Below are 12,224 nucleotides of genomic sequence, written 5' to 3'. Positions count from 1 at the left end.
CGTCAGGTTCCCGGCGAATCCGGGCGTCCCCGCTCCGACCCCGACGGCGAGTCGCTCTTGGGCCACTCCAGGCGCAGTCCGCTCAGGGCGTCGGACGGGCCGGGATCGCCCGCGTCCTCCGTCCGCGCGTCGGCGACGGCCGCCCGGACCAGGGTCAGGATCGCGTCGCGCATCCGCCCCGACAAGCGCTCGGTCAGGGCGGGGAGCAGATGCGCCAGGTCCGTGCCGCGAGTACGGACGTCCAGGCCCACACTGCGTGCGGCGGCGAGGACGACCGTCGTGATGTCGACCTCGAGCACCTCGGAGATGACCGAGAGCGACGACGGGTCGGGGAACTTGCGCTGCACCACCCCGGAACCCAACTGCTGCCACCGAGCACGAGTCAGGGCGCGGCCGGACGCCCGCTCTAGGTCGCTGTAGGTCCAGCCGCGTTCCTTCATGGCGGCGCGGATGAGAGCGTCGAGCGGCCGTGCGGAATGGTTCTCCACGGGTGGTTCGTCCTCGGACACTGCGCTTCTCACCCACCTCGCCCGGAGTGGCACCGGCCCGTCCCGCCCGGAGATGCCCGGCGCGCATTATGCATCCGGAGTCCCCGCCGACCCGACGTCGTCGGCAACCCTCGTCCACTCACGTTTGCCACAAGTGATGCCTCGGCTTGACGGACAGAGGTGCAAGCCGCACTGTCGAGATTGTCAAGCGCCGAGATTCTCTTCCTGACGACGCGCTGACATCGATCGGCGATGAGGGAACCCCAACGTGATGTATCGACCGATTCTCGCCACGCTTGCCGTGACCGGGATGATCCTGGGCGGCGTCGTCGGCGTCGCCTCGGCGACCGAGACCCCCGCCTCGAGCCTCGCCCCACCCGGCGAGGTCCGGGCCGAACCGGCGGCCGCTCCCGGACTCGACCCCTTCGCTCCCCCGGCGCGAGGCGGCCCCGGAGCCGTCCTCGCCACCCGGTCCAGCGGCGTCGTCCCCGGCAACACCCCCGGCCTCTTCGGCGGCACGACGGAGAACGTCTGCGACAGCGGCTCGATGGTCGCCTTCCTCACGCAGAACCCCGACCGCGGCCAGGCGTTCGCCGCGGCCGAGGGCATCGCTCCCACGGCGGTCGGCGACTACATCGCCGGACTCACCCCCGTCACCCTGCGCTCCGACACCGCCGTGACGAACAACGGGTTCGCCGACGGCTCCGCGGTGCCGTTCCAGGCCGTGCTCCAGGCCGGCAGCGCCGTCCTGGTCGATCAGTTCGGTGTGCCCCGGGCCCGGTGCGCCTGCGGCAACCCCCTCGCCGGCCCCTCGGACACCGGGGAGCCGGGCACCTTCACGGGCGACACGTGGGAGGGCCTCTCCTCCGACGCGGTCAGTGAGATCAGCCCGTCCTCGACGCCCATCGACGAGTTCGAGCTCGTCACCCCGGACAACGGGACGGTCGGCCGCCCGACCGCGACCCACGGCGACCACGACACCCCCGGCCGCCCGGGGAGTCCGTCGGGCACCACCGGGTCCACCGGAACGACCGGCGGGACCACCTCGGGCACCACCGGAACGACGAGTGGGACGACCGGGACCACGACGGGCACGACCGGAACGACCTCGGGCACGACGGGGACCACGTCCGGCACCACCGGAACCACCAGCGGGACCACCGGCACGACGTCCGGCACGACGGGTTCCACCGGAACCACCTCGGGCACCACCGGGACGACGGGGACCACGAGCGGCACCACCTCGGGCACCACCGGCACCACGTCCGGCACGACCTCGGGCACGACCGGCACCACGTCCGGCACGACCTCTGGCACCACCGGCACCACGTCCGGCACCACTGGCACGACCTCCGGAACCACTAGTGGGACCACCGGCACCACGGCGGGCACCACCAGCGGCACGACCGGAACCACCTCGGGCACGACCGGGACCACCGGCACCACGGCGGGCACCACCGGAACCACGGCGGGCACCACCGGGACCACGGACGGAACCACGTCCGGCACCACCTCGGGCACGACGGACGGCACCACCGGAACCACCGATGGCACCACCACCGGGACCACCGGGACCACCGGGACCACCGGGACCACCGGCGGGGCCAGCACGGACTGTGTGGTCAGCGTCGGGGTCACCCAGACCGCGACGACGGTGACCGGGACGTCCGCCGACGACACCATCGACTGCACCAACGCCACCTTCGGCAAGACGATCACCAGCGGTGACGGCAACGACACCATCACCGGGACCGTCTACGACGACGTCGTGATCAGCGGCAACGGCAACAACACCATCACCGGTGGACCGGGCAACGACACGATCACCGCGGGAGGCGGCAACAACACGCTGACCGGGAGCGCCGGCTTCGACGTCATCACCGCGGGCACGGGCCAGAACACCATCAGTCTGGGCGACCAGACCCCGAGTGTGGGGACCGACCAGGTCGGCACCCTTCCCCTGGACGGGCCACTGACCGACTCGGCGATCGTGCCCTCCGAGCGGAGGGCGCCGGCGACCCCGCCGGAGGAGACCACGGTCTCCCCGGAGGCACCGACGACGACGCCCGACGTGACGGAGTCCGAGACCCCCGCTCCGCAGGAGACCGAGGCCCCTGCCACGACGGAGTCCGAGGCACCCGCTCCGGAGGACGCCGAGAACCCCGAGTCCGAGGCACCCGCTCCGGAGGACACCGAGACTCCCGCCTCGACGGAGTCAGAGGCGCCCGCTCCCGAGGACGCCGGAGAATCCTCCGGCGACGAGGAGGCCCCGGAGACGACGACCCCGGAGGTCCCGACCACGGACGAGTCGGAGGCTCCGAGCACGGAGGAGTCGACAGGACCGAGCCTGCGCGAACTGCTCGCTCCGGCCGTGATCGTCTGGGAGACCCTCCTGCCGTAGGGCAGTAGCTGGACCAGGGCGGCCCCGTCCTCTCCTCGGAGAGGTCGGGGCCGTTCAGCGCCGTCCACCTCCGGCCGGGGAGCGCGACCGCCTCCGCGTCCTCCGTCCGTGCCACCTCCGACGGGCGGACAGGACGAGGTCCCGGGCCGTCTCCGGGGGCACGAAGGTCAGGTAGGTGGTGAGCATCAGCATGGTGAAGAAGCCGACCATGATCGAGAACCCGATCGACAGGTGCAGCAGCACCCCGCCGCCGAGCACCCAGGGCCGCAGACCCCGGTTCCAGACGAGGACGGCGAGGCCCATCTCGAGCAGCAGGGTGCCGAAGGTCAGCAGCTCGGTGAGGACCACGGAGCCGGTCACGAACTCGGGCGTCGGGAACCGGTGGATGTCGTGGACGCGCAGCGCGTAGGACACCGCCGAGCCGTCCCGCCACAGGTCGCCCTGCAACTTCTCCCACAGGGTCGTGAAGTAGACGACGCTGAGCTGGATCTGCATGAGGCGCAGGGCCCAGGGGGCGGCGAGCGGGAACTCCCAGAACCGGTCGCGCGCCCGTCGCCGGCGGTCGACCGACAGGGCCTCGCCCGCGGGGGCGAAGAGCAGGTAGAAGGCGAGGTTGCGCAGCAGGACGTCGCCGGCGTTGAGGATCTCGGGGTTGCGGCGTTCGAACGACACGACCCCGACGAGGAGCAGGATCGTCGCGAGCCGGGTCCTGAACCCGACCATGACGCCGACGGCCCCGAGCAGGGTCGCCGCCCAGAGGGCGATCAGGACCGGGGCGCGGTCGGAGACCGCCAGGACCGACCAGCTGCCGGTCCCCAGCGGCGGCGCGGTCGCGAGGACGCCCGTCGGCCCATAGAACGCCAGGAGGTCCGGGGCCTGGGACAGCGTCCAGAGCGTCGCGACGGCCCCGAACACGATCCGGACGACGGCGATGGTGGAGGTGGGCTCGGGCCGGAACCAGAACGTGTTCCACCGGTCCCGCACCCGGCCGGCGGCGCCCCTCACCGGGCCACCGGCGCCGTGTAGAGCTCCTGGTCGACGAACGGGAGGGCGTCGGGCTGCCGACCGGGCGGCAGGTTGTCCGACGCCCGCCGCACCAGGGTCACCCGGACCGGGTCCCCGCCCTCGAGCCGGTCCTGGTCGACCACCCACGCGGCGTAGGGCCTCCAGAGCCTGCGGCCCCCGGTGGGATCGGACAGGGACTCCCCGTACTTCTGCCACCGGTAGTTCCGGTACGCCGAGAGCCCCGTGCCGCCCGGTATCGGCCGGACGGCCACCGAGCCGTCGGACCGCTCCAGCCGGGCGAGGACGTAGACGGTCTGCTGCCGCGGGTCCGGGGAGAAGATCGACCAGCCCTGGTCGAGCCCGGTCAGGTTCAGGTACGGCCGGGCCGGGACCATCAGGCCGCTCTTGATCACCGAAGCGGGCATCGTCTGAACGAACACCGCCGCGAGGGTCACCAGGAGGAAGACCGTGACCAGGACGCGGCGCCGACCGCAGCCGGCCGGGGACGCGGCCCCGTCCCGCTCGTCACCACGCCGCCGGTCCGCGGACCCGGACGGGCTCCCGTCCCGGACCGTCGTCTCCTCCGACACCACGTGCACCATCCCCAGCCCAGGTCGGGGTCCGCGTGCGGATCCACGTCGAGACGGGTGCCGGGGTCTCGGGCACCGCCACCGGACGTCGTCCTGGTGGCGCAACATCACAATGCCGGGTTGAGCGTACGGCCTCCAGGCCGGCCGGTCGCCCGGCTCGCGCGGGCCGCGTGGTCCGTTCGGGTGAGAAAGCGTGACGGTCCGGCGCCGGGCGACGTCCCAGGGGTAGTCGGCCGCCCACGGCGGACACCCGTGTCGCGACCGACGAACCTCCACGGCAGATCAGCGCAGAGGAGCGCCCTCACATGACGACCCCTTCCGACTCCGGCACGACCACCCCGGCCGCGCCCCGCACCGGCGGCCCGACCCCCGCCCGGCTCGCGGACGACTCGGGCCAGGGCAAGACGACCATCGCCTCGGGCGTCGTCCAGAAGATCGCCGGCATCGCCGCGCGCGACGTCTCGGGCGTGTACTCGATGGGCGGCGGCGTCTCCCGCGCCTTCGGCGCGATCCGCGAGCGCATCCCCGGCGGCTCCGGCACCTCGCAGTCCGCGGGCGTGCAGGTCGAGGTCGGCGAGAAGCAGGCCGCCATCGACCTGGACATCGTCGTCGAGTACGGCGCCGGGATCGTGGAGCTCGCCCGGGCCGTGCGCCGCAACGTCATCGGCGCGGTCGAGCAGATGACCGGCCTCGAGGTGATCGAGGTCAACATCGCGGTCAACGACATCCACATGCCCGGCGACGAGTCCGACCCCGCCCCCGCGCCCACGTCCACCTCGCGGGTCGAGTGAGCGCGCCCGGCGGGATCCCGGCGTCCGCCCCGGGTCTCCGCGCGACCTCTCCCGGCGGTGCCGAGGCGCCCGGGCGCGGGTCGCTGCCCGAGCGGGTCGCCGGCGCCCTGCTCGCCCACCCCGACGTCGTCCGCCTCTCCGGCGGGACCTTCGGGGCCGTCGCGACCTACCTGCCCGGCCGCCGCCTCCTCGGGGTCGCGCTCGGCGAGGGCGACGAACCGGCCCGCATCAGCGTGGTCCTGCGGCTCGGCGCCCGGGTCCGCCCCACGGCCCAGGCCCTGCGGATGCTCGTCGCGGCCGAGACCGGGGCGCGGCGTGTCGACGTCGTCGTCACCGACGTCGAGGCCCCGTGACCACGCCCTACACGGCCGCGAGCTCGCGACTGTCCGAGTTCCGGGCGTTCGTCCGACGTCACCACCCCGACGTCGGCGGCGACCCGGAGGTCTTCCGTCGCGGGCTCGAGGCGTTCCGGGCGGGACGCTCGCCCCTCGAGGCGACGGCCACGCCCGGCCGCCCGCTGATCGCCGACGACGACCCGCGGCTCGACGCCCCGATCGTCGCGGTCTCCGGCCACGTCCTGCCCCGCACCCTGCGGGCCGGGCGGCGCTGGCTCGACCGCGCGCCCCTCAACCCGGTGCGCACGCGCCGGGTCGTCTAGCCCCACTCCCAGGAGGGTCTCTCCCATGAGCGCCACCACGGCCGGCCTGTTCGTCGGCCTCCTGCTCGGCGTCGCCGCCGCCGCCGGCGGCCTCGTCGGCTTCTTCATCGCCCTCGTGCTCGGCATCCTCGGCCTCGTCGTCGGCCGGGTCCTCGACGGCGAGCTCGACCTCACGCAGTTCACCGGCCGCGGCCGCGACCGATGAGCACCCCCGCCACCGACGCGACCACGCCGGTGCCGGTGGTCGCGTCGGGACAGGCCACGGCTCCCGACGAGGCCGGCGACCGGGGCAGCCTGCACGTCGCCCTGGGTGTGGTCCGCCGGATCGCCGAGCACGCCGCCGACTCCACCGAGGGGACGGTCCGCACCGAGCGCCGCGTCGTCGGGGTCGGGCTCGGCGAGGCGGGCGCCACCGCCAAGGTGTCCGGCTACGGCGACCAGGTCGACCTGCGCCTCGAGGTCCCGCTCGCCTACCCGGCCCCGATCGCCCTCACCGTCGAGGCCGTCCGCGGCAACGTCCGCGAGCGCGTGCAGACCCTCACCGGGTACGCCGTGCGCTCGCTCGACGTCACCGTCTCGGCCCTCACCGTCCCGGCCGGTCCCCCGGCCCCGACCACTCGGGTGGAGTGAACCTCCGGTGCGCTTCCTGTTGCGGCTGGTCTCGCCGCTGCTGGGCCTGCTGATCGCGGCCGTCGGGGCGGTGACCGCCGTCGAGGTGGTCACGGCCTGGCTGGTCCCCACCTCCTCGCCGCTGCTCGTGCCGTGGCCGACCTGGCAGGCTGCCGTGGCCGGGCTGGCGTGGTCCTCGGGCGTCACCCGGGGCGTCGCGATCGGCATCGCGGTGGTCGGCCTGCTCGTGATGCTCGTCGGGCTCGTCGCCCGCCGCCACGACGTGGTCCTCACCGAGCCGGTCCCCGAGGTCACGGTGACCACGTCCCCGCGCTCGGTGGCCCGCGCCGTGGGCCACGAGGTGCGCTCGCACGCCGACGTCGTGTCGGCGTCGGTGGTCGCCTCGCAGAAGAAGATCGTCGTCAAGGCCGGCACCCTCGACCCGCCCGACGAGGTGCGCACCGCGGTCCGGGAGCGGGTCGACGCGGCCCTCACCCGCCTCCCGCTCGCCCGCCGCCCTCGGGTCTCCGTCTCCGTCGCCGCCACCAAGGGGGTCAAGTGAGCCGCCGCTCCCGCGCCGCCGTCGCCCGCTCCGCCGCCGGCGACCGCACGCTCGTCGTCCTGTCCGGGCTCGTCCTGCTCGCCCTGGGCGTGCTCGTCGTCCTCCTCGGCGCCGGCGTGTTCGGCAGCAACCGGGCCGACCGACCGCTCATCGACCCCCTGATCAGCGACTGGGTGTCGGGGCACGCCGACCTCACGCGGTGGATCGCGATCGCCGCCGGCATCGTGCTGCTCGTGATCGGGCTGATCTGGGCCGTCCGGTCGCTGCGTCCCGAACCGCGCCCCGACGTGCTGCTCTCCGACGCCCCCGGGCAGCGCCTCACCGTGGAGCACTCGGCCATCGCCGACGCCATCCGCGGCGACGCCGAGGCGATCGACGGGGTGAGCCGGGCGCGGGTCCGGCTCGTGGGCACCGAGCGGAAGCCGGCCCTGCGGATGTCGCTGTGGCTCGTGGAGGGCACCGACGTCCGCGACGTGTGGGCCGACCTCGACGGCCGGGTGCTCGCCCGGGCCCGGCAGGCGTTCGCGGTCGACGCGTTGCCGACCGCGGTCCGGCTCGAGCTCGACGCGGCCGCCGCCCACTCCCCTCGGGTGCGCTAGCACCGCTCGGGCAGACTGACGCGGTGGACCTGCCCGTGATGCCGCCGGTACTGCCGATGCTGGCGAAGCCGGTCAAGGACGTGCCCGCCGGCCAGTGCTACGAGCCCAAGTGGGACGGCTTCCGGGCCATCGTGTTCCGCGACGGCGACGAGGTGGAGATCGGCAGCCGCAACACCAAGCCGATGACGCGGTACTTCCCGGAGGTCGTGGAGGCGCTCAAGGAGCACCTCCCGCCCCGGTGCGTCCTCGACGGCGAGATCATCGTCGCGAGCGCCGACGGGCACGGCCTCGACTTCGAGGCGCTCCAGCAGCGCATCCACCCCGCGGTCTCGCGGGTGACGATGCTCGCCGAGCAGACGCCCGCGAGCGTGGTGGCGTTCGACCTGCTCGCCCTCGGCGACGACGACCTCACCCGCCGCCCCTTCGCCGAGCGGCGGGCGGCGCTCGAGGGGGCCCTGGCGAACACGGCCCCGATCCACGTCACGCCGATGACCACCGACCACGACGAGGCCCGCGACTGGTTCGTGCGCTTCGAGGGCGCCGGGCTCGACGGGCTGATCGCGAAGAAGCCCGACCTGCTCTACCAGCCCGACAAGCGGGTGATGAGCAAGATCAAGCACGAGCGCACCGCCGACTGCGTGGTCGCCGGCTACCGCGTCCACAAGTCCGGGCCGGACGCCCTCGGGTCGCTGCTGCTGGGGCTCTACGACGCCGGGGGCACGCTCGCCTCGGTCGGCGTGGTCGGGGCGTTCACCATGGCGCGGCGCCGGGAGCTGATGGCCGAGCTGCAGCCGCTGGTGACGACGTTCGACGAGCACCCGTGGAACTGGGCGGCCCACGAGCAGGGCGAGCGGACGCCGCGCAAGAACGAGACGAGCCGCTGGAACGCCGGCAAGGACCTCTCGTTCGTCCCGCTGCGGCCCGAGCGGGTCGTCGAGGTCCGCTACGACTACCTCGAGGGCGAGCGGTTCCGGCACACCACCCAGTTCGTGCGCTGGCGCCCCGACCGCGACCCGTCGTCGTGCACCTACGACCAGCTCGAGCGGCCGGTCAGCTTCGACCTCGCCCAGATCCTCCCTCCGGGCTGACGCGCCCGGGCCTCACCGGGGGGCGACGACCCGGCGGGGCATCATCGGTCCCGACACACGCCGACGATCACGAAGAGGTTCCCGCCATCCGCTCCGCCCTGTGCGTCGTGGTCGTGCTCGTCGCGGCACTGCTCGCGGGATGTGCCGTCGGCCCGAGCCAGCGGCCCCCGGTGGCCACCGTGAACAGCGACGAGCCCGCCGCGGCGCCCCCGTCGTCGGGCGCCGCTCCCCCGCCGCCCCCGGTGCTGCCGCCGCTGGTCCCGAGCAGTCCGAAGGTCGACTTCGTCGACTGCACCGCCGCGCTGCTGTCCCGGCTCGGCGGCGCCGCGGCCCTGGGCGGGCGCGACCTGCGCCTGGGCTGCGCGTCGGTGCCGGTGGGCGGGGCCGGCAGCGGCGGGTCGTCCACGTCGGCCTCCGAGGTCGACGTCACCCGGGTGACCCTGGGCCCCGCCCCCGTGGGGCCCGTCGTGCCGATCGCCGTGCTCGGCGACCCGGGCCGCCGGACGGGCACGCAGGAGGCCCTCCGGCTCGCCGCGCGGGGACCGGCCGAGCTGCTCGAGGGCCGCGCCCTCTACGGCGTCGACGTCCGGGGCGCGACCGGCGCGGCGGTCGACTGCATCACCCCCACCACGCGCGCCGCGATCGACGACGCCGACCCGGCCGCGGCCGACCCCGTCGCGCTCGCCCCGCTCGCCGCGGCCGCGGGCACCGCCGCGCGGACCTGCTCGCAGCTGCTCGAGGACTCCCTCACCGAGTTCGACACCGCCACCGACGCCGACGACCTCGACGAGGTCCGCCGGGCACTCGGGGCCGCCCGGCTGCACGCCGTGGGGCTCGGCGCCGGCGCGGCGACCCTCGCGCGCTGGGCCCAGGCCCACCCCGACCAGCAGGGACGGCTCGTCCTCGACGGCCTGCCCGACCCCACCGCGCCCGACGGCGTGCACGCCGACCAGCGCGCCGACGCGGCCCGCCGGGCGCTCGACGCCTTCGCCACGGCGTGCGCCGGGACCGGCGGCTGCGGGCTGGGGACCGACCCGAAGGGCGCGGTCACCGACCTCGTCGCCTCCCTGCGCCGCTCCCCGCTGCCGGCGAGCCCGGCGGCCACCGGGTTCGTCCCGGGCCGGGAGGTCACGGCCGGCACCGCCGTGTCGGTCCTGGTCGACGGCCTCGCCGACCCCGATTCGTGGCCCGCCCTGGGCGCCGCCCTCGCGGCCGCCCGCCGCGGCGACCCGGCCCCGGTCCTGGCCCGGGCCGACGCCCGGGAGAACGAGGACGGCGGGTTCGACCTGCAGGTGGTCGCCGACTGCAACGACCGCGCCGAGCGCCCGACCGTCGACCAGGTCGCGGCCGCGTCGGCCCGGGCGGCGGGTACCGACCCCGTGTTCGGCGGCTGGTTCGCGCAGCGGTCGCTGGTCTGCTCCTCGTGGCCGGTGCCCACCGAGGCCCCCGCCCCGTTCTCCGGGACGGCGCTGCCCACCCTGCTGCTCGGGACCGACGCCGACCCCGTGGTCCCCCTCGTCGAGTCCCAGCGCGTGGCGGCCGGGATGCAGGGCGCGGTCCTGGTGTCGTGGCTGGGAGCCGGCCACGGCGCCTACCCGGCGACCCCGTGCATCTCCACGGTGGTGGGCGACTTCCTGCTGCGCGAGAACGTGCCGCGGGAGGAGACGGTCTGCCCACCCTGAGGCGGCCGACCCGGGAGGAAGATCGACTCCCATGATCGTCGGGCACCGGCTCCCGTAACCTGGGCGGGTGCCCCTGCCGCGACTCCCGCGACTCGTCGACGCCGCGCTCGACCGCCTCGTCGTCCCCGGCTACTCCAGGCTCGGCTACCTCGCCCGGTCGGCGGGATGGGCCGCGACGCCCCCGGGGGCGCTGGCGGGCCGGACCATCGCGGTGACGGGAGCGAGCTCGGGCCTCGGCACCGCGACCGCGATCGGACTGGCCGGGCTGGGCGCCGCGGTGGAGCTCGTGGTGCGCGACCGCGGGCGCGGCGAGACCGCCCGGGCCGAGATCCTCGTGCGCCACCCCGGGGCGCAGGTGACGGTGGCGCGCTGCGACCTCTCCAGCCTCGCCGACGTGCGGCGCTACGCCCTCGACGCCCGCGACCGGCTGCTCGCGCTGCACGGCCTGGTGCACAACGCCGGGGTGCTGCCCGCCGGGCGCACCGAGACCGACGAGGGCCACGAACTCTGCCTCGCCACCCACGTGCTCGGCCCGTTCCTGCTGACCCGCGAGCTGCTCCCGCTGCTGCGGGCCGGCTCGCCGCCCGACCGGCCCGGCGAGCCGGCCCGCGTGGTGTTCGTGTCCTCCGGCGGCATGTACACCGCCGCGCTGCGCACCGACGACCCCGAGTTCACCGGCGGCCGCTACTCCGGCGGTGCGGCCTACGCCCGCACCAAGCGGATGCAGGTGGTGCTCGCCGAGCTGCTCGCCGACGACCTGGCGGCCGCCGGCGTCGTCGTGCACAGCATGCACCCGGGCTGGGCCGACACCCCCGGGGTCGCCGACTCCCTGCCCGGCTTCCGCCGCCTCACCGCGCCCCTGCTGCGCACCGCCGCCCAGGGCGCCGACACCGCGGTGTGGCTGCAGACCGACCGCGAGCCCGGCCGCTGCAGCGGGGTGTTCTGGCACGACCGCGCACCCCGCCCGACGCACTACCTGCCCGGCGGGGAGGAGCCCGCGGCCGCGCGCGCGGCCCTGTGGACGCTCTGCGTCGACGCGACCGGGAGCGCCCGCCCCGTCTGACACCCACTCGTCCGTGCATCGTTACGCGGCGGTGGTTAACGCCGCCGCGTCGCGCAGCGATTCGCCCGACGAGAGCCCTGCGACGACGCGGGGGCCAGTCGCCTCGGGGGCACACGGATGAGCCAGGACACCGACACCGGCGGGACCGGACAGCAGGACCGGGCGGGCCACGGGCCCGCCACCGGTCCGTACGCCACGGGACCCCGACCCCTGCCGCAGCCCGCCCCGTTCCCCGGCGCCCGGTACCCCACCGGTCCGTACGCCACGGGCCCCTACGGCGGCCCCGTCCCCTCCGGCCGGTTCCCCGCCGGGCAGTTCACCGGCGGCCCCTACCCGGCCGCCCCCCGGCCCGGCATCCCCGCGCAGGGCGGGCCGGGCCATCCGGGCACGGGCTGGGTCCCGCTCGACGACCAGGACGACCCGGAGCCGACCGGCAATCCCGCCGCGGCGGCGTCGGTCGTCCTCGGGGTCCTCGCCCTGCTGGTCAGCCTGCGGCCCCTGGCGTTCGGCACCATGTCGCTGTCGTGGGACACCTACGTGGCGCTCGGCGTCGGGGTCCTGGCCCTGGTCGTCGGGATCGCCGGGGCGCGCGGCCCGGTCCGTCGCGGGGTCGCGGCGGCCGGGATGCTGATCGGGCTCGCGGCGCTGCTCGTGGTCGCGGTCCTGCCGACCTTCTAGCCGGCGCCGG

At 75.3% G+C, this 12,224-nt stretch carries 15 protein-coding genes; 12 read left to right on the top strand and 3 right to left on the bottom strand.

Translation table 11 applies throughout. The annotated features are described in order from the left end of the window. Positions 1-2 precede the first annotated feature (2 nt). On the bottom strand, positions 3-509 hold the full coding sequence (locus tag ACFPBZ_RS12250; RefSeq protein ID WP_378036324.1) for a helix-turn-helix domain-containing protein: 507 nt from the start codon (positions 507-509) through the stop codon (positions 3-5). Between the two features lie 289 nt (positions 510-798). On the opposite strand from ACFPBZ_RS12250, the gene ACFPBZ_RS12245 reads away from it, so the two are divergent. Beyond that, positions 799-2,889: a DUF6777 domain-containing protein gene (locus tag ACFPBZ_RS12245; RefSeq protein ID WP_378036357.1), complete on the top strand. Its 2,091-nt coding sequence runs from the start codon at positions 799-801 to the stop codon at positions 2,887-2,889. A 54-nt stretch (positions 2,890-2,943) separates the two neighbouring features. Here the strand turns inward: ACFPBZ_RS12245 and ACFPBZ_RS12240 are convergent, their stop codons facing one another. Together ACFPBZ_RS12240 and ACFPBZ_RS12235 are read right to left on the bottom strand one after the other, a co-directional pair. Further along, positions 2,944-3,894, bottom strand: a complete 951-nt coding sequence (locus ACFPBZ_RS12240; protein WP_378036323.1) for an HTTM domain-containing protein — start codon at positions 3,892-3,894, stop codon at positions 2,944-2,946. Further along, the gene (locus ACFPBZ_RS12235) at positions 3,891-4,484 is read right to left on the bottom strand and encodes a hypothetical protein (protein WP_378036322.1); all 594 of its coding nucleotides are present in this window, start codon (positions 4,482-4,484) and stop codon (positions 3,891-3,893) included. The genes ACFPBZ_RS12240 and ACFPBZ_RS12235 overlap by 4 nt, the downstream gene beginning before the upstream one ends. Before the next feature lie 305 nt (positions 4,485-4,789). Between ACFPBZ_RS12235 and ACFPBZ_RS12230 the strand changes: the two genes are divergently transcribed. The 11 genes from ACFPBZ_RS12230 to ACFPBZ_RS12180 all read left to right on the top strand — a co-directional run bounded on the left by ACFPBZ_RS12230 (position 4,790) and on the right by ACFPBZ_RS12180 (position 12,214). Then, on the top strand, positions 4,790-5,275 hold the full coding sequence (locus ACFPBZ_RS12230; RefSeq protein WP_378036321.1) for an Asp23/Gls24 family envelope stress response protein: 486 nt from the start codon (positions 4,790-4,792) through the stop codon (positions 5,273-5,275). Next, positions 5,272-5,628: a hypothetical protein gene (locus ACFPBZ_RS12225; protein ID WP_378036320.1), complete on the top strand. Its 357-nt coding sequence runs from the start codon at positions 5,272-5,274 to the stop codon at positions 5,626-5,628. Before ACFPBZ_RS12230 ends, ACFPBZ_RS12225 begins: the two co-directional genes overlap by 4 nt. Beyond that, the gene (locus tag ACFPBZ_RS12220) at positions 5,625-5,933 is read left to right on the top strand and encodes a hypothetical protein (RefSeq protein ID WP_378036319.1); all 309 of its coding nucleotides are present in this window, start codon (positions 5,625-5,627) and stop codon (positions 5,931-5,933) included. Before ACFPBZ_RS12225 ends, ACFPBZ_RS12220 begins: the two co-directional genes overlap by 4 nt. Positions 5,934-5,958: 25 nt before the next feature. Then, on the top strand, positions 5,959-6,138 hold the full coding sequence (locus ACFPBZ_RS12215; RefSeq protein WP_286052920.1) for a hypothetical protein: 180 nt from the start codon (positions 5,959-5,961) through the stop codon (positions 6,136-6,138). Next, positions 6,135-6,563, top strand: coding sequence for an Asp23/Gls24 family envelope stress response protein (locus ACFPBZ_RS12210; RefSeq protein WP_378036318.1), 429 nt, complete (start codon positions 6,135-6,137; stop codon positions 6,561-6,563). Before ACFPBZ_RS12215 ends, ACFPBZ_RS12210 begins: the two co-directional genes overlap by 4 nt. Positions 6,564-6,570: 7 nt before the next feature. After that, entirely contained in the window at positions 6,571-7,104 is a 534-nt protein-coding gene (locus ACFPBZ_RS12205) for a DUF6286 domain-containing protein (RefSeq protein ID WP_378036317.1), read from the top strand. Continuing rightward, entirely contained in the window at positions 7,101-7,703 is a 603-nt protein-coding gene (locus ACFPBZ_RS12200) for an Asp23/Gls24 family envelope stress response protein (RefSeq protein WP_378036316.1), read from the top strand. Before ACFPBZ_RS12205 ends, ACFPBZ_RS12200 begins: the two co-directional genes overlap by 4 nt. Positions 7,704-7,726: 23 nt before the next feature. Next, complete coding sequence (locus tag ACFPBZ_RS12195) at positions 7,727-8,791, top strand: ATP-dependent DNA ligase (protein WP_378036315.1); 1,065 nt, start codon at positions 7,727-7,729, stop codon at positions 8,789-8,791. Between the two features lie 107 nt (positions 8,792-8,898). Further along, positions 8,899-10,473, top strand: coding sequence for an alpha/beta hydrolase (locus ACFPBZ_RS12190; RefSeq protein WP_378036314.1), 1,575 nt, complete (start codon positions 8,899-8,901; stop codon positions 10,471-10,473). A 67-nt stretch (positions 10,474-10,540) separates the two neighbouring features. After that, positions 10,541-11,536 carry an SDR family NAD(P)-dependent oxidoreductase gene (locus tag ACFPBZ_RS12185; protein ID WP_378036313.1) on the top strand — a complete coding sequence of 332 codons (996 nt, stop codon included), beginning with the start codon at positions 10,541-10,543 and terminating at the stop codon, positions 11,534-11,536. Between the two features lie 117 nt (positions 11,537-11,653). Next, positions 11,654-12,214, top strand: coding sequence for a hypothetical protein (locus tag ACFPBZ_RS12180; protein ID WP_378036312.1), 561 nt, complete (start codon positions 11,654-11,656; stop codon positions 12,212-12,214). The last annotated feature ends 10 nt before the right edge of the window (positions 12,215-12,224 follow it).

It is taken from the genome of Actinomycetospora atypica (genome assembly GCF_042653685.1).
Lineage (GTDB): Bacteria > Actinomycetota > Actinomycetes > Mycobacteriales > Pseudonocardiaceae > Actinomycetospora > Actinomycetospora atypica.
This window is presented reverse-complemented; position numbering and strand designations above follow the sequence as displayed.

What these genes read in the sequence shown, in the direction of transcription:
- ACFPBZ_RS12245 (WP_378036357.1), top strand. Translation starts at nt 799, where the DNA reads ATGATCCTGGGCGGCGTCGTCGGCGTCGCCTCGGCGACCGAGACCCCC.
- ACFPBZ_RS12230 (WP_378036321.1), top strand. Translation starts at nt 4,790, where the DNA reads ATGACGACCCCTTCCGACTCCGGCACGACCACCCCGGCCGCGCCCCGC.
- ACFPBZ_RS12215 (WP_286052920.1), top strand. Translation starts at nt 5,959, where the DNA reads ATGAGCGCCACCACGGCCGGCCTGTTCGTCGGCCTCCTGCTCGGCGTC.
- ACFPBZ_RS12210 (WP_378036318.1), top strand. Translation starts at nt 6,135, where the DNA reads ATGAGCACCCCCGCCACCGACGCGACCACGCCGGTGCCGGTGGTCGCG.
- ACFPBZ_RS12180 (WP_378036312.1), top strand. Translation starts at nt 11,654, where the DNA reads ATGAGCCAGGACACCGACACCGGCGGGACCGGACAGCAGGACCGGGCG.